Here is a 20,937-nt window from a genome sequence, read left to right on the forward strand (position 1 = left end):
GAGTGGATCACCGCTCTTTGCCGGCCCGCCATTGTTCAAGCATCAGCAGGGTGCTTGCCCCGATATAACGCAAGGGTTCGGGCGGAAGCCAATCCGGGCCGCCCATTTGCATCCGCTCCTCAAGCAGGGGCGAGCGCGAATCGCAGGCCAGTTCGGCAAGCAGCGTGCCGTGGATCGTGCCACGCAGGACGCCCGCGCCATCGCAGCCCGCAGAGGCATAAATGCCGGGCCCGACCTGACCGAACGTGAATCTGCCATTATGGGTCACGGCGGTGACGCCGCCCCAGACATGTTCAAGATCATGCGTCTTCATATGCGGAAAGCGGTTGCGATAAAGCCGGGTCAGCATGGCGCGGGCTTTCTCGGGCGCGTCTTCCCGCTCGTATGAATCGCCGCTTCTGATCAGAAGGCGACGCCCGGTCTTGCGCATCGTCGTTCCCATCCGATGCGCCGGCAGGATCCCCCAATCGGGTTCTTCGCCCAGCAGCTCAAGATCGCGGTCGTCCAGTTCCGGCGTGAAGGCGCCATAGGTATAGATGCCGATCATCCGGTTCCGGGCGATGCCGAAGAAGCGCGCATGCAGGTTGTTGGTGACGAATACGCGATCCGCGACGAATTCGCCCCGGTCCGTGGCCAGACGATAAGGCGTGTCACCGCCCAGCGCCCGTACCGCGCAGTTTTCAAGCAGCCGGACATTGCCCGGCAGCGCGTCGCCCAGCCCGCGATGCAGGGCTGCGGGCTGAATCAGTGCGCGCGTCAGCGATTGCAGGCCATAGCGGTAATAATCGGTTCCGATGATCCGGGTCAGGGCCTTGCGGTCGTATTCGCTGGGGTTCAGTCCCCATTCCTGATATTTCCGCCTCGTCTCGCGGGCGCTTTTCTCGACCCGGCCCGTGGCGGCGGCGGTGATTGCCAGTGGATCGCTGTTCCAGTCGCAGTCGATGCCGTGGGTTTCCACCCTTGTGCGAAGCAGGTCGAACCCGGCCTGAACCATCGCCATCTGCCGGGTTGCCCAGTCATCCGTGAAATCCGTGGCATTCGCGCTTGGTTCGCCGGGATTGATCAGCAGATATCCCGAATTCCGGCCCGAGGCGCTTTCGCCAAGCGTCGCGGCCTCGATGACAAGGATATCCTCGTCCGGGCAAAGCTCGGCCAGTCGATGCGCGGTCGCAAGCCCGGTAAATCCCGCCCCGATCACGATATTCCGGAACCGCCGCGTGGCAGGCGGATCCTGCCGGGCGTTCCGCGCGGGCAGAAGCACGTTCCAGCCGGAAACGGATTTATAGGCGGGCGCATGCTTCATCGTCGCTTCTCCTTGCCTGCCCGGGCCTGCCGGACAGCGTGGAACCTAACCGCCGCCCGATGCCTGACCAAGGAAGGCAAATGGCAAGTTTGATAAGCCGGACTTATCGAACTTGCGCCCTGCATGGCGTTGCAGCGAATATGACATGGCGTCATGATCGGGGTGGCAATGGCCAGTCAACGGCAAGACAGAAGGAGATACCGATGAGTGAACGGGATATCGATCTGACCGCGTTTCTGGCCAGCCTGAAAGATGTACTGGCATCCAGAACCGACGGTAACGCGGATGCGATGGTCGGTCGGATATATGAAAAGCTGCAGGATATCGGGGAAGCCAGCGAAGCGGATGGGCATCTGCTGCCGGTTTGCGAATATCTGACACCGGCGATGGATGTGATCGCGGAGGAAGGCCATCCTCTGAGCGAGCTTGCCGGCCGGTTGCATGCGGTGCTGCCCCGGCTGGTCTGGAGGGCGCGGCCGGGACCGGCACCGAATGCCAGCACGAATTTCGCCGAAAGTCATGCCAACGCCATGATCGTCGGGCCGGGCGGAATCGAGGGACGGAGGGATCTGTGGATCGGCATGTCGCTTCTGGCCCCCGGCACCCGATATCCCGATCACGATCATGCCCCGCCCGAGGTCTATCTTGTCCTGTCGCCGGGCAGGTTCCTGCAGGGTGGGGGCGAATGGTTCTCGCCGGGAATCGGCGGTGTGTTCTATAACCCGCCGGGGATCCTGCATGCCATGGCGGCCGATGAGGATGCGCCGCTGCTGGCGCTCTGGTTGCTGGATGTCCGCTGAACGCGCCGGTCGGGCCGCCAATAGGGCGCGGCATGCCCCAGGCTGCCGTGAAAATGACCGGAACCGGTAAACCTGATATGGACAGCGATACCAGAGAGTTCATCAATAATGCCACATTGCTTTTCATCGCCTCGCGCAATGCGGAAGGCGCGCTGGATGTATCGCCGCGCGGGGGGCAGCCCTCGGTCATGCGTGTCAGTGACAGCGGCGCGTTGCTGTTGCCCGATTACAAGGGCAATCGCAGGCTGGACACGATCGGCAACCTGCTGAGCAATCCCGAAATCGCGATGATCGTCGTCAATCGTGGCGTGGACCGCTATCTGCGGATCTCGGGCAGGGGCGAGGTGTCGTTTCGCGACAGCGATATCGCCGCGTTTCCCGCGGATGAAAATCCGCCGATCAGTGTTCTGGTCCTGACTCCGGCCCGGTGTGAATTCGTCGAGACCACGGCGTTCCGGAATGCCGGATTCTGGCTTGGTTCGGCGATACGCAAGGCGCCGCTGGACCTTGGGGCGGTTGTCCGGGGCGACAAGCTTGCACAGGCGGATGCCGGGTTCAGCCCGGTGCGCAAACATGCCGGGGAAGAACAGCTGCTGACCTCGCACGGGATGCGCGAGGTCTATGGCAGCTCCAGCGAGGCGGTTCAGACCAAGGTGTTCGATATCGCCGGCCCCGGTGGGCTGGCCTTTATGGAAGAGGCGCGGTTCATCGTGTTGTCGCATGAGAATGCGCAGGGCGGGATGGAGATCGACCTGACCGGCGCGGCGCCGCTATCGGTGATCCCTTTCGATAACCGTCAGGCTTATCGCCTGCATCTGCCGCCCGATCTGGCGACCACCGAAGAGGGCGAATGCGCCCTTGTCACCATCGCCCCCGGCCGCAACGAGATGCTGCGCGTGAATGGCCGGTTCGAAAAAGAACCGGCGCGGAACGATCAAAGCCTGAAGATCGTGCCGCGCGAGGTGTATTTTCACTGCCCGGCTTCGCTGAGCCGGGCGCGGATCTGGCAGGATGACCGCAGGGTCTATTGGGCGGGCCGCCGCCGTTTCATCTGTGTGGACCGACGACGGGAAAGTCCGGATGTGGTTTCCTTCGTACTGGAGCCGCGCGACGATGCGCCGATCGGTCCGATCGGTCCCGGCCAATATGTCACCGTATCGCTGCCCGACGACGCCGAGGCGGTCGCGCGCAGGCGGTCCTATTCGGTTTCCGGCCGGCCTGACGGGAACAGCTTGCGCATCTCGGTCCGGCGCATGGGCAATGGCGGCCTGTCGGATCTTCTGCACGATAGCGTTCATGCGGGGTCCGAACTGCTTGTGGGCATCCCTGCCGGCCGGTTCGTGCTGGACAGTCCGCCGGGCAGGCGGGTGGCGCTGATCAGTGCCGGTGTAGGCATCACGCCGCTGCTGCCGATGCTGGAGCGGCTGGCGCAAGAGGAGAGCGGCCGAGAGGTCTGGTTCCTGCATGCCGCCCGCGATGCGGCGCATCACCTTTTCCCGGACGAGGTATGCGAGATCGCGAAACGCCCCGTGAATGGCGGCATCCGTCTGTTTTGGGCATATTCGCGTCCGCGCGAAGGCGATGCCTGCGATCTGGGCAAGCGGCTGGACGCCGCCACCGTCGCGGGGATCATGCCGGTGGCCGATACGGATTTCTACATCTGCGGACCTCAGGCGTTCATGCAGGGGCTGCGCGAAGGGCTGGTTGCGCTTGGGGCCGCGCCGGAAAACATCCGCTTCGAAGAGTTTTCGGCACAGGCGGGTACGGCCTTCGACCTTGGCGACAAGGAAATCACTGCCGAATGCAAGGTCACATTCGCGCAGTCGGGCAAAACCGCGACATGGACTCCTGCCGCCGGGTCCTTGCTTGATCTGGCGCTGAGCAATCAGGTGAAGGTCGCCTATTCCTGCCGCATCGGCGATTGCCAGTCATGTCTGCAACGCGTTCTTGAAGGCGCAGCCGATTATCCGGCGGGCGAGTTGCCGGTTCTGGCACAGGGCCAGATCCTGCTATGTCAGGCGATCCCGCGCGGCGACATGATCATCGATTGCTGAACCCGCATACAGAGCGTGCCGCGCTGTATCGGAAACGCCGGTTACTTGCGTCCCGCGATGGCCGGGGCGCTGCCCGTTGCCGGCAGGTCTCTTGGACCAGTGGCGCGACCCGCCGGCGACCCCCGAAGGTATTTGGACAAAGAAGAAGGGAAGGGAGAGAAACCGGGCGGGCGCGGCATGCGATGGCCACGCTCATATACCTGCATTTCGATAAGCTGAACCTATCAAATTCACTGCAAAGATATATTGAGCCGTAAGATACATGGCCGTCATAATTCCGGCTACAGCCATCCGGGATCGATTCCTGCGAAATTTGTCGATCACGGGAGATGGCGGGCCGTCGTGTTGAGCAGAGATGTGGCGGCCATACTGGAAGATGAAAGGCAGCGAGAGTGGCGACCTGGAAGAATAGCGCAAGCATGAGTTTCACCTGTGAAAAGGGTGCCGTCACCGGGACGCGCGGAGTCGCCGTGACCAATCATCCGCTGGCTTCCGCCGCCGCGATGGAGATGTTCGCTGCCGGGGGGAACGCTTTCGACGCCACCGTCTCGGCGCTGTTCGCGCTGACTGTGGTCGAGCCGATGATGGTCGGGATCTTCGGCGGCGGCGCCTCGGTCGTTCATCTGGCGAATGGCGAAACCCATGTCTATGACGGGCTGGCCACCGCGCCCTCGTCCACGCGGCCCGACAGCTATACGCCCATCGCGGATGTCTGGCCCGATTACATGGAAACCAAAGGGCGCGAGAACCGCGTCGGCCCCCGGGCCATCGCGGTTCCGGGCAATCTGATCGCGTGGTGCGAGATGGCCGAACGGCATGGCCGCCTGCCATTGCCGCAATTGCTTGGCCCCGCCATCCGCCATGCGGAAGAAGGGTTCATCCTGTCGCCCTATCTGGCGACCTGCATTCAGGAAATCTCGCCCGACCTGCTTCTGGATCCGGCCATTGCAGGGATATTCGTGCCGGGTGGCATGCCGCTGAAAGCCGGTGACCGTCTGGTGCAGGCCGATTATGCGCGGACCCTGCGCGCCATTGCCGAAGGCGGTGCCGGCGCATTGCTGGAAGGGCAGCTTGGGGCGCATTTGCGCGCCTTTCTGGAACAGTCGGGGACATGGGTCAGCGAAGAGGATATCCGGAATTACCGGGTGATCCGCCGCGAGCCGGTGCGGGGAACCTATCGCGGCCACGAGATCATCGGCCCTCCGCCACCCTGTTCGGGCGGCGTGCAGGCGGTGCAGGTTCTGAATCTGCTGGAGCCGTCGGATGTCGGCGCCGGTGGCTTCGGGACCGAAGCAACCCTGCACCGCCTGATCGAGGCGTTGAAGATCGCCGCCGCCGACCGGCTGGCCGTGACCGCCGATCCCGATTTCGTCGATGTGCCGACAGACCGGCTGATCTCGAAAGCCTATGCGGATGAGCGCCGCGGCGATATCGATCCTGATCGCGCCCACCAGCAGGTCGCGCGGATCCTGACCAATGAATCCGCCAATACCACCCATGTCACCGTCGCGGATCACGAGGGCAATGTGGTGACCTCGACCCAGACGATCAACAGCCTTTTCGGCGCGCGGGTGATCATTCCGGGCACGGGGATCATTCCGAACAATTACATGTATCTGTTCGACCCGCATCCCGGCAAGGCGCTGTCTCTGGCGCCCGGCAAGCGCATCACCAGCGGCATCACCGCGCTGATCGCCAGGCGGGGCGGCAAGCCTGCCTTCGCGCTTGGTTTGCCCGGCGCGCATCGCATTCCTGCCTCTGCCACGCAGGGGGTGATCAACCTGATCGATCACGGCATGTCGCTGCAAGAGGCGGTCGAGGCCCCGCGCGTCTTCACCTGGGGCCAGGAGGTCGAGATAGAGGACAGTATTCCGCAGCCCGTCCGGGACGCGCTGGCAGCCAGGGGACATCGCATCGCGCCCGTTGCCCATGTCGCGGGCGGGATGGGGGCGATCCGTTTTCTGGACAACGGGGTGATGGAAGGCGCCGCCTGCTGGCGTGCCGATGGCGTGCCGATGGCGGCTGGCGGTGGTCCGGCGCGGGCCGATACCTCGTTCTGGCCCGACCCGCGGCGCGGCAAGATATATTGAAATTAAACAATAACATAGAAAACCTGCAATGGGACGAACAGGAGAGGAAGCCATGAAGATGAACCGTCGGGAGGCGATGCTTTTTTCTGCAAGCGCGATGCTGTTTGCCGCGACCAGCACGCGATTGGCTGCACAGGGGGCGGAAAGCGTCGTGCGGTTTGCGCCGCATGCCGCGCTGCGGGTGCTGGATCCGGTCACCACCAGCGCCTATGTCACGCGCAACCACGCCTATCTTGTCTATGACACGCTGTTCGCGGTCGATTCCAACTATGCCCCGCAGCCGCAGATGGTGGATAGCTGGGAGATGTCGGATGACGGGCTGAACTGGACATTCACGCTGCGCGACGGCCTGGCGTTCCACGATGGCGCGCCGGTCACGGCCGAGGATGTGATCGCCTCGATCCGGCGCTGGTGGCAAGTGGATGTCGTCGGCCTGCGCCTTCAGGGCGTGACCGAGGAACTGACCGCGGATGGCGAAAGCAGTTTCAGCTTCCGGCTTTCCGAACCTTTCGGCGCCATGCTGGAGGCATTGGCGCGGTCCAGTTCGATCCCGCTTTTCGTGATGCCGAAGCGGATCGCGGATCTGGATCCCTCGACCATGCTGGAAGAGGTCATCGGCTCCGGCCCCTATCGGTTCCTGGCCGAAGAATTCCGGCCCGGCGTCAGCTGGTCCTATATCCGCAACGAGGATTACGTTCCGCGTTCCGAGCCCGCCGATGGTCTTGCCGGTGGCAAGGTGCCGCGGGTCGAGCGCATCGACACGATCTGGTTCCCAAGTCCCGACACCGCGATCAGTGCGTTGCAGAATAACGAACTGGATATCATTGAGACGGTCAGCCCCGATCGCCGCATCATGCTGCAGGGGACCGATATGCAACTGGTCGAGCGCGCCAGCCCCACGGCCTCGACCATCCGTTTCAACTGGTCGCAGCCGCCCTTCAACGATGTGCGTCTGCGCAAGGCGGTGCAGATGGTGGTCAGCCAGCTTGATTATCTGGATATCGGCGTCGGCGATCCCGAAGCCTATCAGACCTGTGGCGCCCTGTTCGGCTGCGGTACGCCTTTGGAAACGGACGCAGGCTATACCGAGGGCAGTCTTGAAAATCTGGAAGCCGCCAAGGAGCTGGTGGCCGAATCCGATTACGATGGCGAGACGGTGATCATCATCACGCCGGGGGATGTCGCCTCATTCTCGGCTTTGGCGCCGCTGACCCAGCAGCTTCTGACCGAGCTGGGGATCAAGAGCGAGATCGAGACGATGGAATGGTCGTCTTTCCTTGATCGCCGATCAAGCACCGATCCGGTGGCGGAAGGCGGCTGGAACGTTGCGCATGCCGTCTTTGACCGGATCGATCTGGTGTCGCCGCTTGGCAATATGAATTTCGATGCGCGCGGCAATGAAGGCTATACCGGCTTTGTCGACGACCCCGAGACCGAAGAGCTGAAAACGCAGTATCAACGCGAACCCGATCCCGAAAAACAGAAGGCGATCGCCGAAGAGATGCAGAAGCGGGCCTATGATCAGGTCTTCTACATCCCGTTGGGCACCTATCACCAATATACGGCGCTGCGGCCCGAGGTGACGGATTTCGTCAATGCCCCGGTGACGGTCGTGTATTCGCTGGACAAGGCGTGATGTTACGTCTGGTCGCGCTTCGTATCCTGTCATCGGTGCCGGTGATGTTCATCGTCGCGGTGATCGTCTTTGGCCTGTTGCGCCTTAGCCCCGGCGATCCCGCCGTGATCCTTGCAGGCGATTCCGCCACGCCCGAAGCCATCGCCGCCCTGCGTCAGCAACTGGGGCTGGATCAGCCCCTGCCGATCCAGTTCGTGACATGGCTGAGCGGGGTTGTCACAGGCGATTTCGGTCAGTCGATCCTGTCGCGGATGCCGGTTCTGTCGCTGATCTTCGACCGGCTCGAGGCGACGCTGGTGCTGGCAGTCTCGGCGATCATCATCACCGTTCTGATCGCGGTGCCCCTTGGTGCGATCGCGGCATGGCGTCACAACAGCTGGATCGACCGTGCGGTCATGGCGCTGTCGGTTGCGGGTTTTTCGGTACCGGCCTTCGTGATCGGCTATCTGCTGATGCTGTTCTTCTCGGTCAAATGGGAATTGCTGCCGGTGCAGGGCTATGTCAGCCCCTTCGCCGATCCCGGCGCCGCCGTCCGGCATCTGATCCTGCCATCGGTAACGCTGGCGCTGGTCTTCATGGCACTGATCGCGCGCGTGACGCGCTCAAGCCTGCTGGAGGTGCTGAATCAGGATTTCGTGCGCACCGCCCGCGCCAAGGGCAATTCGCAGCGCCGTGTTCTGTGGCGGCACGCCCTGCCCAATGCCGCCGTGCCGATCATCACCGTGATCGGCATCGGGATCGCCATGCTGATCTCGGGCGTGGTGGTGACCGAAAGCGTGTTCAACATTCCCGGCATCGGGCGGCTGACGATCGACGCCATTCTGGCCCGCGACTATCCGGTGGTGCAGGGGCTGATGCTGTTCTTTGCCCTGATCTATGTCGGCGTGAATCTGTTGATCGACATCGCCTATATCATCGTCGATCCGCGGATCCGGTATTGAGGCGCGCAGGATGAGCAGTCACCTTACGAATGCGCCCGCCACGGCCTGGCTGGGATTTCTGCGCCAGAACAAGCTGTCCGCCCTATGCGCGGCGCTGCTGCTGGCGATTGCCGTGGTGTCGTTACTGGCACCCTGGATCATCGACGCGCAACTGACGCAGGTCCGGCCCCGGATGCGCTTGCAGGCGCCCTCGGATCTGGCGCTGTTCGGCACCGATGCCATGGGGCGCGACGTGTTCGGCCTGACCGTCGAGGGCGCGAAACTGTCGCTGCTGGTCGGGTTGCTGACCGCGCTGGCGGGAGGCGTCATCGGCACGGTCATCGGTCTGGTGACGGGCTATTTTCGCCGGATCGACGGGGTGATCATGCGCGTCATGGATGCGATCATGGCGATCCCGAATATCCTGTTCGCCGTCGCCGTCGTATCGCTTCTGGGGGCGTCGCTCGCCACGATCGTCGCCGCGCTGGTCTTCAACGAGATCCCGCGGGTCGTGCGGCTGGTCCGCAGCGTGGTGCTGAGCACGCGCGAAGAGCCTTATGTCAAGGCCGCCGTCGGAATGTCGATCCAGACGCCGCTGATCCTCGCGCGTCATATCCTGCCCAATTGTGTCGCGCCGCTGATCGTGCAGACAACTTATATCTTTGCCTCGGCCATCTTGTCCGAAGCGATTCTGGGTTTTCTTGGCGTCGGCTTTCCGCAGGGCACCCCCACATGGGGCAATGTCATGGCCGAGGGGCGGGCGGTGTTCCTGCGTGCGCCCTGGACCATCATCGCACCCGGTCTGATGCTTGCGGTGACGGTCATGTCGGTCAACCTGCTGGGCGATTCCCTGCGTGACCGTCTGGATCCGCGCTTGACCCGTGGAACGAGGGCATCGTCATGAGCCAGATGAAACCCGTTCTCGAAATGCAGGATCTCAGCGTGACCCTGCCCAGCGGGCTGGACCGGACCCATGCGGTCGAGGATGTGTCGCTGACCATCCGCCGGGGCGAGATCCTGTGCGTTGTCGGTGAATCCGGATCGGGAAAATCCGTCACCGCGTCGGTTGTCATGGGGCTTTTGCCCAGGAACAGCCTGAACGTGGCGAAAGGCACTGTGATGCTGGAGGGCGAGGATATCACCAGCGCCCCGGAGCAACGGATGGACCAGCTGCGCGGCAACCGGATGGCGATGATCTTTCAGGAGCCGCTGACCGCGTTGAACCCGGTCATGGCACTGGGCCGGCAGATCGCCGAGGTGCTGGTGCTGCACAAGCCCGGGCTGGGCAAGGCGGCGATCCGCAGCCGGGTGCTGGAGCTGATGGCCGATGTGCATCTGCCCGCGCCGGAAGAGATGTACCACCGCTATCCGCACCAGATTTCGGGCGGGCAGCGGCAGCGGGTGATGATCGCCATGGCGCTGGCGATGGAGCCCGCACTGATCATCGCGGATGAACCCACCACCGCACTGGACGTCACCACCCAGGCCCAGATCCTGAAGCTGTTCCGGGAATTGCTGACCAAGCATGACAGCGCGGTGATGCTGATCACCCATGATTTCGGCGTGGTGGCAGAAATTGCCGACCAGGTTCTGGTCATGCGCCGGGGAAAGCTGGTCGAAAGCGGTACCGCGCAGGACGTGCTGCAATCACCGCGGCATGATTACACGAAGGAGCTGATCGCCGCAGTGCCCCGGCTGCGCTATCTGCCGCAACTCGCCGAGCGTGAACCGGTGCTGAAGGCCGAGAATGTCTCGCTGACCTACCGGCAATCCTCGTGGCTGGGCAAGACCACTGAAGTGCATGCGGTTCAGGATGTCAGCTTCACGCTGGCGCCGGGTGAGACGCTTGGCATTGTCGGTGAATCCGGTTCGGGGAAAAGCACGCTGGCGCGGATGGTCGTGGGGTTCGAGAAGCCCGATCGGGGCCGCATTCTGTTCGAAGGACAGGATATGCCGGGGCTGACGCCCGCAAGGTTGCGGCAGATGCGCCACCGCATCCAGATGATCTTTCAGGACCCCTACAGCTCTCTCAATCCGCGCCGCCGGGTCGGACAATCGATGATCGAGGGGCCGGTGCGGATGGGAAAATCCAATGCCGAAGCCCATCGGTGCGCCTGTGAGTTGCTGGAACTGGTAGGGCTGCAGCCCTCGGCCGTCGACCGGTTTCCGCATGAATTCTCGGGCGGGCAGCGGCAAAGGATCTGCATCGCCCGCGCGCTTGCGCTGGAGCCGGATGTGATCGTCGCGGATGAGGCCGTCTCGGCGCTGGACGTGACCGTGCAGGCGCAGGTGCTGGACCTGTTCGAGAAGCTGCGGACCGAGCTTGGCTTCGCGATGCTGTTCATTACCCATGATCTGCGCGTTGCCTCGAATATCTGCAACCGCGTAGCGGTGATGAGCAAGGGGCGCATTGTCGAGCAGGGCGAACTGAAACGGGTCTTCGAAAATCCCGAGAACGAGTACACGCGTAAGCTGCTTGCCGCGATGCCGGGTGTTTCCGAGATGTGATGACGACGTGTTGGCGACCAAAGACGGCCGGCGTCGTGATTTGCCGGCGGATACCGCTTGTCGGAAGGAAAGGCAGTGGCCGATGGCCCTGCGAACAGAAATGAAGATGGAAGAGGACAGGATATGGGACCGCTTGCAGGGCTGAAGGTCATCGATCTGACATCGGTGCTGATGGGACCGTATGCGACCCAGTACCTTGGGGATTTCGGAGCCGATGTGATCAAGGTGGAACCGCCCTCGGGCGATCTTGTCCGCAATGTCGGGCCGTCGCGTTCGCCCGGCATGGGGCCGCTTTTCCTGAACTCGAACCGTTCCAAACGCTCTGTGGTGCTGAACCTGAAGACCACGGAAGGGCGGCAATTGCTGCTGGATCTGTGCCGGGGCGCCGATATCGTGGTCTATAATCTGCGCCCGGCAGCGATGAAGCGGCTTGGCCTGTCATGGGAAGAGATGAAGGCGGTCAATCCGCGGCTGATCTATGCCGGGCTTTACGGTTATGGCCAGAACGGGCGCTATGCGTCGCGCCCGGCCTATGACGATCTGATTCAGGGAGCCTCGACCCTGTCGCATCTGTTCATGCTGTCGGGCTCGGACGAGCCGCGCTATGTTCCGGCGGCAATCGCCGACCGGATCGTCGGGCTGACCGCGCTGAGCGGCATTCTGGCCGCGGTGATCGAGCGGAACCGGTCGGGGAAAGGGCAGCGGGTCGATGTGCCCATGTTCGAGACCATGGTGAGCTTCATCCTCAGCGATCATCTGGGCGGCCTGACATTCGATCCGCCGCTGGACCGGGGCGGCTATGTGCGCCAGATCGCCAGCGACCGCCGCCCGCTGCGTACCGCGGACGGCTATGTCTGCGCGCTGCTTTACACGGATGATCACTGGCGGCGGTTCCTGAAGGCCATCGGTCGGGACGGTTTGATGGAGACGGATGACCGTTTTGCCAGTTTCCGGTCGCGGATGGACCATATCGCCCATGTCTATGGCTGGCTGGCCGAGATCTTTCTGACCCGAAGTTCGGACGAATGGATCGACCTGCTGGATGCGGCGGATGTGCCGGTCATGGCGATGCACACATTCGAGACGGTCCTGAAGGATCCGCATCTGGCCGATACCGGATTTTTCAGGACCGTCGCGCATCCGACCGAGGGCACGACCATCGCCATGACCAATCCGGTGGCGATGTCCTCGACCCCCGTCGCCATCGAGCGGCTGGCGCCCGGTCTGGGGGAACATACCGTCGAGATCCTGCGGGATCTTGGTCTGTCGCAGGAAAGGATCGGCGAGCTTCTGGAGCGCGGCATCGTCGCCGGACCGGACGGCGTGTCGCCACCGGTCTGAAGGGAATGTCCTGCTGCGGCATGTCCGCTGCTTTGTCGGGGTCTTGCAGTGCTATACATCGTTGGAACGGGTCTCGCTGAATCGGAAACGCCGGTTATTTGCGTCGCGCGATGGCCGGGGGCGCTCCTCGTCGCCGGCTGACTCTCGAACCAGTGGCGCGACCCGTCGGCGGTCCCTGAGGTATTTGGACAAAGAAGAAGGGGCAGGAAGCTTCGCCGGGCTGCGGCACGCTCTGGACCTTGCCGCCGATCCCGGCGAAGCTTGTGACCTTCATGGAATGCATTTGAAAGCGACTGACCGACATGACCAACCGTCTGACCTTTCCCGATCCGACCGAAGAGGATCTGCGCGAACTGACAGCTTTTCGCCATGAGCTGCACCGCAACCCCGAATTGCCCGGAGAAGAGCAAGAGACCGCCCGCCGCGTCTGCGAGATGCTGGCGCCAGCCCGCCCCGATCACGTGCTGACCGGTTTGGGCGGGCATGGGGTCGCGGCCATTTTCGACAGCGGCGCGCCGGGCCCGACAATCATGTTCCGGGCCGAACTCGATGCCTTGCCGATCCAGGAACTGGGCGAGATCGCCCATCGTTCGGCAGTGCCGGGGAAGGCGCATCTTTGCGGGCATGATGGCCATATGACGATTCTGCTGGGCTTCGCCCGTATCCTGTCGCGCAGTCGCCCGTCGAGTGGCCGTGTCGTACTGATGTTTCAGCCAGCGGAAGAAGACGGCTCGGGCGCGGCTGCCGTCATTGCCGATCCCCGTTATGACCAGATCAAGCCGGATTGGGCTTTCGCGCTGCACAATATGCCCGGGATCGAATTCGGCACCGGCAAGATCAGCATCGGGGTTGCCAATTGCGCTTCGCGCGGGATCTGGATCCGGCTGACCGGCAGCACCGCCCATGCCTCGCGTCCTTCGGACGGGCGCTCGCCGATGCAGGCGATGTGCGAGATCATGCCGGCGCTGGAAAGTCTTGGCAGTGGCCAGCCGCTTGGTCCGGATTTCACCATGGTGACCCTGACCCATGCGACCATGGGTGCCGAATCCTATGGCGTCGCACCCGGCGAGGCACTTGTCATGGCGACCTTGCGGACCGTTGCGGACGATCAGATGGACGCGCTTGTGGAACAGGCGGAAACCCTGATCCGTGATGTCGCCCGGCGTCATGATTTGCAATATGAACTGGGATATGACGACGTGTTTCTGGCCTGCACCAATGCCCCCGAGGCCGTGGCCCATCTGACGGCGGGTCTGGAATATGCCGGAATGACGCCCCGGATCGAAAAGCTGCCCTCGGTCGCGTCGGAGGATTTCGGGCGCTTCGGTCTTGGCGGCGCGCGTTCGGCGATGGTGTTTCTTGGCGCCGGACTGGACCGGCCGGGGGTTCACACGCCGGAATATGATTTCCGCGATGAGATGATCCCGATGGGCATCCGGCTGTATTCGGAAACGCTGGCGGAATGCCTGTCAGAGAGCTGACGGCCCGGACGGGTCCGCTGCCCGTTTCGCAAGTTTCCGCGCGAGCGAGATGAAATTCTTCACCGCCACCGAGGGATCGCCGCGCCGGAACGCCACCGCAAGATCCCCGCGCGGAACATCCCCGGTAAGGGGCCGGTAGACGACATTCGGCAACTGGATGCAGCGCACCGATTTCGGCACAAGTGCCACCCCAAGCCCGACCGAAACCATGCTTGCGATGGTCATGAAATCGCGTCCCTGCGGGCCAAGGCGCGGTTCGAACCCCGCAGCCATGCAGGCATTGACGGTATGGGCGTTGAAACTGACCTGATGCGGATGTTGTGGCGTGATGAAGACCTCGTTCCGCAGATCGCGCAGGGCGACGGAGGATTCGGAGGCATGCGCATGGATGCTGGGCAGGGCGATCAGCAATGCCTCGCAGAGAACCGGAACCGATGCGATGCCTTCGGGCAAGGGAACCGGCGGACGAATGAAGCCGACATCCAGCGTGCCTTGCGCGATCGCCTCCAGTTGCTGAAGCATCTCGAGTTCCGAGATCTCAAGCTCGATCAGGGGATGATCTGCACGAAATCCGCCGACCAGCCGGGTCAGCACCCCGGTATAGGCCGCCGATCCCACATAACCGATCGCCAGCCGCCCGATTTCGCCGCGTGACGCGCGCTGGGCGATCTGGGTCGCGCGTTCGACCTGTTGCATGATCTTGCGGATCTCGGTCATGAACATCTCGCCGGCCAGCGTCATCCTGAGACGCCGCCGGGAGCGGTCGAACAACGTTACCTGAAGGATCTGTTCCAGCGCCTTGATCTGCTGGCTCAGGCCCGGCTGCGCGATGTTCAGGCGCTCTGCTGCCTGCCGGAAGCTCATTTCCTCGGCGACGGTCAGGAAATATCGCAGATGACGCAATTCCAGATTTCCGGTACTTGGGCGTTGTCCCAACTGAAGCCTCATATCGACATGTTCAACTTCCGGATCGCAGTATGATCGCAAGTTCTGCTGATGTAAAAGGCCGGACTCTGCACCGTCCGCAGATGATGCCGATCTTGCCGTCACGCTTTCAGTCGCCTGAATAGGGTGCGAAGAGCGGCCGGCCGGAGTCGGGGCGCAGCGGCATTCCGGTCATCGGAAATACCGCCGCGGCCCCTGCGTTACGACATGGCCCGTTTCACATTGGGCAGCAGCCGCAGCAGCGTCGCATCGGCGATCAGCACCGCAAGAATGGCAAGCCCGCCCATCGGGAACAGCGCCCCCAGCGTGATGACAAGGACGGCCGCGCCCTTCCAGAGCGGCAGATCGCGCGGTTTCGGCGGTGCTGCAAGGCGGGTCCGGCCGCTGGGGCGGCGCTTCCACCACATGACCAGCCCGGACAGGGAAACCATGATCACCGACAGACAGAACACCGTGTTCAGCACAAGATTCCAGATCCCCATATCGCCCTCGTGGAAGGCGATGCCCCAGGCCATGGCCTTGGCATAGGGCGAGTAGTCGGAATATCGCACATCGGCCAGCACGTTGCCGGTATATTGGTCGATATGTATCGTCCGGTCTGCCGCCGGGTCTGGCCCGTCATTCGACATGCTGTCATGGCTGATCGTCCAGACCCCGGTTTCATCTCTGGGAAGACTGATCTGGAACCGCCCCGCGAATCCCAGTTCGCGCGCGAATTCCGCGACGCCGTCGATATCGACATTGCCCGCAACCGCCCTGGCCCCGGCCACGGAGCCGGATTCGGGCATAGGCGTCTGCTCCAGCCCCCAGGGAACCTCATGCGCGCCATCGTGATTCATGGCGGCATGGGTCGCGTCCGATAGTGGGGCGCCCATTTTCTCGGCCGGGAAGCTGTTCCATGCCTGTACGATCCGCTCGCCCCAGATTCCGCTCCAACTCAGGCCCGACAGCAGGAAAACCACCAGCATCAGCGAGATCCAGATGCCAAGCGTTCCATGCAGGGATTTCCAGAATGAGCGTCCGCGGGCCGACAGCCGAAGAAGGAATATTTCGCGCCAGCCCGTGCCGCCCCGCGGCCAGTGAAGGTAAAGCCCGGTTGCGATCAGCAGGATGGCGAGGCTTGCGGCGATCTCGATCAGCCGGTCGCCCAAAGTGCCCAGCATCAGAGAACCGTGGATATTGCTGGCGAAATCGTACCAGCCCGCCCGCCAGGGGAATTCGTGCATCACCTTGCCGCTATAGGGATCGAGCGCGATCCCGGTCGTGCCGCTTTCGGTTTCCACCGCGAAACTGGCGATGCGATCGGATGCCAGCGGCGCGACATATTGCACGGCGCGGCCATCGGGCGTGGCGGCCTCGGCGATGGCCTGAAGCTCGCTGACCGGAAGCGGTGGTCCGTCCGGCGTCACGGCCATGCGTTCGGCGCCAAGCCCGGCCCCCCAGGAAATCCACAGCATCACCAGGCCGGTCGTGGCCAGCATCAGCAGGAAGGGGATGACATAAAGCCCGGCGTAGAAATGCCATCGCCAGGCGATGAAATAATAGGCATTCGCGGCGCGACCGGCCGCCGGGGCATAGGCCCCGCTGGTGACATCCGTCATTTTGTCCTCGTTCGTATCTGTATCTTCGGAAGCGAAAGATCAGATCACGGCAGGAGGACCCGTCGATGGCGGCAGGCCGGTTGCCCGGCTGGCGGTCAGGATGGAAGACGCGATCAGGGCCGTTTCGGCAAGGATCGGGGCGACGTTGCCCGGAGAAACGGGCGCACCGGGAACATCTGCGGTGAAGTTGAAGCTGGCCCAGTCACAGGGCTTGTGCCGATCCGGGGTCTTGTCGTCGGCCGGTTCTCCGGTCTGAGGATCGATGTGAAGTTCAAGGGGGCCTTCGCCCGAGCAGATGACCATGACGACGCCTTCGGAACCGCGCAGAGGCATAAGGCCGTTGGTCGTTGCGGACAGCAGAAAGACGAGGGCGGTAACGGCCCATAGGATGACTTTGCCTGACTGAACCCCGTGCATCGTTTTCATGACTTGGGGTGCTAGCCATTAAAGGTGCGGCCCGTCAACAGAAACCGGCCCTGATACAGGTGCATATTGTCGCATCGGTGAAACTGGCCCGCGTGGTGCGGAGCCCCGGGGCGTAAGTGCGATCAGCCGCAGATCCATCTTATCCGGCGACGATCCGGTTTCGGCCTCCCGGTTCCGCCCGCATGAAAGGCGTATGACACGCAAATACTATTGTATTTTTTAAAATACACTTGCATGGTGATGGTGTCACAACAGGGGAATCGCAGAATCGCTGCGATTGAGGAGGAGACATGACATCTGGAATGAACGGGCTGGTTCCGGCTCTCCGGGCTATTGCGGCAACCACCACGGCGGTTGTTCTTGCGACGGCGTTTCCTGCATTCGCGCAGGAAGAACCGGGAATGGAGGTAAAGGACAGTTATCGCTTCGTCATCATCCCGAAAGTGGTGCATCCGTGGTTCGATCAAGTGAATAACGGCGCAATGCAGGCCGCGCAGGTGATCGAGGCGCAGACGGGTTCGAAGGTCGAGATCGTATACAGCGCACCCCAGCAGGCCGATGTCGTTCAGCAGAACCAGATCATCGAAAGCTCGATCGCGACCCGCCCGGATGGCATTGCGGTCGATCTGCTGGATGCAAGCGGCAACCGGGCATCGCTCGAGGAAGCCGTCGGGCAGGAAATCCCGGTCACCATCTTCGATTCAGTGCCGCCCGAAGGCATGGAGCTGACCAGCATCGGCAATGATTTCTGCGAGCAGGCCAAGCTCGCCTCGCGCCGTCTTGTCGAGCTTATGGAAGAGTCGGGGCAGGTCGCCATCATGATGGGGGTTCCCAGCGCGCCCAACCACGCGATCCGCGCGCAATGCCATGAAGAGGTTTTCGCCGAATATCCGAATATCGAACTGGTCGCGACCGGGATCGACAATGACGATATCGAAACCGCGCAAAAGCAGGCGGCGGCGATCATGCAGGCCAATCCCGATCTCAAGGGCTGGGTCGCCAGCGACGCCGCCGGGCCGATCGGTATCGGACAGGCGATCCAGGAAGCGGGAAAGACCGGCGACGTAATCCTGGTGGGGCTGGATAACCTGCCCGAAATGCTGCAGCTCATCCGTGACGGCGTGGCGGAATCCAGTTCCTCCACGCGGCCCGAGATGCAGGGCTACTGGTCCATCATGGCGATGTGGCAGCAGGCCATGGGCATCGATACGCCCAAATATATCGATACCGGGATCGACTTCATCACCAAGGAAGATCTCGAGTAACCATCCTCTCGGACAGGTGCGGACGGCAAGGCCGGATTCATCTCTGGCCTTGGCCGCCGGAACCGCAATCCAATGGCAGGAAACGATATGGTCTATCTGGAGGCGCAGAAGCTGGGGCGCGACTTTCCCGGCGTAAGGGCGCTGGATGAGGTCTCGATAACGCTGACCCTTGGCCGGGTGCATATTCTGGCGGGCGAAAACGGGGCGGGAAAATCGACGCTCGTCAAGCTGCTGACCGGGTCGGACACGCCCAGCCAGGGCAGCATCCGGATCGATGGAAAAGATCCCTGGCAACATCCCGAGATCTTCGAGACGATCAGCTATGTCCCTCAGGAACTGACCCTGTTTCCGCATCTCAGCGTTGCCGAAAACCTGTTCATGCCGTTCTGGCGCTCGGGGCATGGGAGGCGCGTCATCGACAGGAAGGGCATGGAGCGGGACGCGAAGGAATATCTGGATCGTTTCGCCATCGAGGCGAGGCCGGGCGACCTTGTCCGGCAGATTTCGGTCCCGGATCAGCAATTATTGCAAATCGCGCGTGCCTCGACCAACAGGAACATGAAAGTTCTTATTCTGGACGAGCCGACCTCGGCCCTGACCGCGACCGAGGTCGAACGGGTGTTCAGCGTGATCCGGGATTTCCGCAAGGCCGGGCTGGCGGTGATCTTCATCTCTCACAAGATGGACGAGATCTTCGAGATCGGTGACGATTATACCGTGTTGCGCAATGGCCGGGAGATCGAGACCGGGCAGATCGGCGACTGTTCGGAAAGTGAACTGATCCGGGCCATGTCCGGCAAGGCGTTGAAGGTCGACGACGATTTCCGCCCGCGCGGCACGAAGACCGATCGGGTGCCCCTTTTGTCGGTCAGGGAGCTGAGCGGCAAGAGATTCGAGAATGTGTCATTCGATCTGTTCGGCGGCGAGATCCTGGGATTTGCCGGGCTTGTGGGCTCGGGGCGTTCGGAAGTGATGCAGACGCTGTTCGGCTTCCTTCGCGCAAAATCCGGCAGCGCCGAACTCGAGGGGCGGAAATGGAAACTGGGCGATACGAGCTTCTCGGTCGCGCAGGGAATGCTGTACCTGTCCGAAGAGCGCAAACATCACGGCATATTGCCGCTGCTGTCGCTGCGCAAGAATATCGGCATCTCGATACTGGACAGGACGGCGGGCCGGTTCGGCATCTCGGCCCGCAAGGAAAGCGCCGAGGTCGCGAAGGTCATCCGGGATTACGACATCAAGACCGACAGCATGGGCAAGCGGATTTCGTTGCTGTCGGGGGGTAATCAGCAGAAGGCCATTATCGGCCGTGCCATGGCGACCTCTCCGCGCGTTCTGATCTTCGACGAACCGACCAAGGGGATCGACGTCAGGACCAAGGCAGAGATCTACAGGATCATGCGCGACCTGGCAGAGCGCGGCGTCGCCGTCATCCTGATTTCATCGGAGATGGAAGAGCTGCGGAAATGCGCAAGCCGGATCATCACGATGCATGCAGGCACCACCACCGGCGAGTTCCAGACCGAGAACACGACGAACGAAACTCTGGTGGCGGCAATTTTTGGCAAGGAGTCGGCAAGTCATGAAGCGTAATCCGCTGGCATTGATCGCGGCAAATCCGTTGATGGGCGTCTTCATCGCGCTGGTCATCATTTTTGCCATATCCATTGCGGCTTCCCCGCATTTCCTGACCGGTTACAACATGTCGGTCATCGCGCGGGCGCTTGCCTTCGTGGGGCTGATCACGATCGGGCAGGCCATGCTGATGATACTGGGCGAGCTTGACCTGTCGCTTGGCGTGATTGGCGGGCTTTGCGGCGTCGTTGCCGGGATGGCCATGACCAGCGGGGGGCTGCCTCCGATCGTCGCGATTCCCGCCTGTCTGCTGCTGGGCGCGATGCTGGGTGCGTTGAACGGTTTGCTGGTCTCGATCCTGAAGCTGCATTCGCTGGTGCTGACGATCGGCACGGCGGGCGTTTTCGGCGGGGTCAATCTGGTGCTGACGAAGGGCGTGGCGATCACGGGAATGCCCCCGGAAATCCAGTTCTTCGGCCGGGGCGAGGTCTACGGCATACCGGTTCCCTTCATCATCATGCTGGTCGTTCTGGCAATTGCGGTCTTCATTACCGCGAAAACGCCGTTCGGGCGCTTCATGTATGCCATCGGCAACAATGTGGCGGCGGCGGAGATGCTGGGGATCAAGGTGAACCGGATCCGGGTTCTGGTCTTCACCATGGCCGGATTGCTTGCCGCGCTTGCCGGGCTGTTGATGGTGGCCCGCCTTGGGACAGCGCAGCCGTCGATCGGCGAGACATGGGTGCTTGCCCCGATCGCGGCATCGGTCATCGGCGGCGTGGCGACGACCGGCGGCGTGGGCAGTCCGCTTGGCGCGATCTTCGGCGCCAGCATCATCGCGATCATCGAGAATATCATCGTCCTGTTCGGCGTCTCGCCCTATTGGCAGGGCGTTGTCAGTGGCGTGATCGTCGTGCTGGCGATTTCCTTCGACTCGGCCTCGCGCAGGCTGATCCGGAAGGAAAGCTGATGAACGGGAAAGCAAGGAGGAT

16 protein-coding genes are annotated in these 20,937 nt (G+C 62.5%); 12 read left to right on the forward strand and 4 right to left on the reverse strand.

Going from position 1 to position 20,937, the window contains the following annotated elements:
• Positions 1–7 precede the first annotated feature (7 nt).
• Positions 8–1,303, reverse strand: a complete 1,296-nt coding sequence (locus tag D3P04_RS01310; protein WP_119745127.1) for an NAD(P)/FAD-dependent oxidoreductase — start codon at positions 1,301–1,303, stop codon at positions 8–10.
• A 203-nt stretch (positions 1,304–1,506) separates the two neighbouring features.
• On the opposite strand from D3P04_RS01310, the gene D3P04_RS01315 reads away from it, so the two are divergent.
• From D3P04_RS01315 to D3P04_RS01355, 9 genes are all read left to right on the forward strand, one after another.
• Positions 1,507–2,103 (forward strand): dimethylsulfonioproprionate lyase family protein, encoded by a 597-nt coding sequence (locus D3P04_RS01315; RefSeq protein ID WP_119745128.1) that lies wholly within the window; start codon positions 1,507–1,509, stop codon positions 2,101–2,103.
• A gap of 53 nt (positions 2,104–2,156) precedes the next feature.
• Positions 2,157–4,157, forward strand: a complete 2,001-nt coding sequence (locus tag D3P04_RS01320; RefSeq protein WP_182912697.1) for a pyridoxamine 5'-phosphate oxidase family protein — start codon at positions 2,157–2,159, stop codon at positions 4,155–4,157.
• Positions 4,158–4,576: 419 nt separating this feature from the next.
• Positions 4,577–6,247 (forward strand): gamma-glutamyltransferase, encoded by a 1,671-nt coding sequence (ggt, locus tag D3P04_RS01325; RefSeq protein ID WP_119745132.1) that lies wholly within the window; start codon positions 4,577–4,579, stop codon positions 6,245–6,247.
• A 52-nt stretch (positions 6,248–6,299) separates the two neighbouring features.
• Complete coding sequence (locus D3P04_RS01330) at positions 6,300–7,883, forward strand: ABC transporter substrate-binding protein (RefSeq protein WP_119745134.1); 1,584 nt, start codon at positions 6,300–6,302, stop codon at positions 7,881–7,883.
• Entirely contained in the window at positions 7,883–8,824 is a 942-nt protein-coding gene (locus tag D3P04_RS01335; protein WP_119745136.1) for an ABC transporter permease, read from the forward strand. Before D3P04_RS01330 ends, D3P04_RS01335 begins: the two co-directional genes overlap by 1 nt.
• A 10-nt stretch (positions 8,825–8,834) precedes the next feature.
• A complete protein-coding gene (locus D3P04_RS01340) occupies positions 8,835–9,707 on the forward strand; it encodes an ABC transporter permease (protein WP_119745138.1) in 873 nt (290 codons plus the stop codon).
• Entirely contained in the window at positions 9,704–11,311 is a 1,608-nt protein-coding gene (locus tag D3P04_RS01345; RefSeq protein WP_119745140.1) for an ABC transporter ATP-binding protein, read from the forward strand. Before D3P04_RS01340 ends, D3P04_RS01345 begins: the two co-directional genes overlap by 4 nt.
• Before the next feature lie 123 nt (positions 11,312–11,434).
• On the forward strand, positions 11,435–12,652 hold the full coding sequence (locus D3P04_RS01350; RefSeq protein WP_119745614.1) for a CaiB/BaiF CoA transferase family protein: 1,218 nt from the start codon (positions 11,435–11,437) through the stop codon (positions 12,650–12,652).
• A 302-nt stretch (positions 12,653–12,954) separates the two neighbouring features.
• Positions 12,955–14,133, forward strand: coding sequence for an amidohydrolase (locus D3P04_RS01355; protein ID WP_119745142.1), 1,179 nt, complete (start codon positions 12,955–12,957; stop codon positions 14,131–14,133).
• Here the strand turns inward: D3P04_RS01355 and D3P04_RS01360 are convergent.
• From D3P04_RS01360 to D3P04_RS01370, 3 genes are all read right to left on the reverse strand, one after another.
• On the reverse strand, positions 14,122–15,069 hold the full coding sequence (locus D3P04_RS01360) for a LysR substrate-binding domain-containing protein (protein WP_220475231.1): 948 nt from the start codon (positions 15,067–15,069) through the stop codon (positions 14,122–14,124). The genes D3P04_RS01355 and D3P04_RS01360 overlap by 12 nt on opposite strands.
• 209 nt (positions 15,070–15,278) lie before the next feature.
• Positions 15,279–16,679, reverse strand: coding sequence for a PepSY-associated TM helix domain-containing protein (locus D3P04_RS01365; RefSeq protein WP_119745146.1), 1,401 nt, complete (start codon positions 16,677–16,679; stop codon positions 15,279–15,281).
• A 39-nt stretch (positions 16,680–16,718) separates the two neighbouring features.
• A complete protein-coding gene (locus D3P04_RS01370) occupies positions 16,719–17,105 on the reverse strand; it encodes a hypothetical protein (protein WP_147391862.1) in 387 nt (128 codons plus the stop codon).
• Positions 17,106–17,395: 290 nt separating this feature from the next.
• On the opposite strand from D3P04_RS01370, the gene D3P04_RS01375 reads away from it, so the two are divergent.
• The 3 genes from D3P04_RS01375 to D3P04_RS01385 all read left to right on the forward strand — a co-directional run bounded on the left by D3P04_RS01375 (position 17,396) and on the right by D3P04_RS01385 (position 20,915).
• Positions 17,396–18,370, forward strand: a complete 975-nt coding sequence (locus D3P04_RS01375; RefSeq protein WP_220475232.1) for a substrate-binding domain-containing protein — start codon at positions 17,396–17,398, stop codon at positions 18,368–18,370.
• Between the two features lie 72 nt (positions 18,371–18,442).
• The gene (locus D3P04_RS01380; protein WP_220475233.1) at positions 18,443–19,963 is read left to right on the forward strand and encodes a sugar ABC transporter ATP-binding protein; all 1,521 of its coding nucleotides are present in this window, start codon (positions 18,443–18,445) and stop codon (positions 19,961–19,963) included.
• The gene (locus tag D3P04_RS01385) at positions 19,953–20,915 is read left to right on the forward strand and encodes an ABC transporter permease (RefSeq protein ID WP_119745152.1); all 963 of its coding nucleotides are present in this window, start codon (positions 19,953–19,955) and stop codon (positions 20,913–20,915) included. Before D3P04_RS01380 ends, D3P04_RS01385 begins: the two co-directional genes overlap by 11 nt.
• The last annotated feature ends 22 nt before the right edge of the window (positions 20,916–20,937 follow it).

The sequence above is a fragment of the Paracoccus onubensis genome, from assembly GCF_003591515.1.
Taxonomy (GTDB): Bacteria; Pseudomonadota; Alphaproteobacteria; order Rhodobacterales; family Rhodobacteraceae; genus Paracoccus; species Paracoccus onubensis.

Coding starts and splice junctions, on each gene's coding strand:
- D3P04_RS01310 (WP_119745127.1), bottom strand. CDS start 1,303: ATGAAGCATGCGCCCGCCTATAAATCCGTTTCCGGCTGGAACGTGCTT.
- D3P04_RS01315 (WP_119745128.1), top strand. CDS start 1,507: ATGAGTGAACGGGATATCGATCTGACCGCGTTTCTGGCCAGCCTGAAA.
- D3P04_RS01320 (WP_182912697.1), top strand. CDS start 2,157: ATGACCGGAACCGGTAAACCTGATATGGACAGCGATACCAGAGAGTTC.
- ggt (WP_119745132.1), top strand. CDS start 4,577: ATGAGTTTCACCTGTGAAAAGGGTGCCGTCACCGGGACGCGCGGAGTC.
- D3P04_RS01330 (WP_119745134.1), top strand. CDS start 6,300: ATGAAGATGAACCGTCGGGAGGCGATGCTTTTTTCTGCAAGCGCGATG.
- D3P04_RS01335 (WP_119745136.1), top strand. CDS start 7,883: ATGTTACGTCTGGTCGCGCTTCGTATCCTGTCATCGGTGCCGGTGATG.
- D3P04_RS01340 (WP_119745138.1), top strand. CDS start 8,835: ATGAGCAGTCACCTTACGAATGCGCCCGCCACGGCCTGGCTGGGATTT.
- D3P04_RS01345 (WP_119745140.1), top strand. CDS start 9,704: ATGAGCCAGATGAAACCCGTTCTCGAAATGCAGGATCTCAGCGTGACC.
- D3P04_RS01350 (WP_119745614.1), top strand. CDS start 11,435: ATGGGACCGCTTGCAGGGCTGAAGGTCATCGATCTGACATCGGTGCTG.
- D3P04_RS01355 (WP_119745142.1), top strand. CDS start 12,955: ATGACCAACCGTCTGACCTTTCCCGATCCGACCGAAGAGGATCTGCGC.
- D3P04_RS01365 (WP_119745146.1), bottom strand. CDS start 16,679: ATGACGGATGTCACCAGCGGGGCCTATGCCCCGGCGGCCGGTCGCGCC.
- D3P04_RS01370 (WP_147391862.1), bottom strand. CDS start 17,105: ATGAAAACGATGCACGGGGTTCAGTCAGGCAAAGTCATCCTATGGGCC.
- D3P04_RS01375 (WP_220475232.1), top strand. CDS start 17,396: ATGACATCTGGAATGAACGGGCTGGTTCCGGCTCTCCGGGCTATTGCG.
- D3P04_RS01380 (WP_220475233.1), top strand. CDS start 18,443: ATGGCAGGAAACGATATGGTCTATCTGGAGGCGCAGAAGCTGGGGCGC.
- D3P04_RS01385 (WP_119745152.1), top strand. CDS start 19,953: ATGAAGCGTAATCCGCTGGCATTGATCGCGGCAAATCCGTTGATGGGC.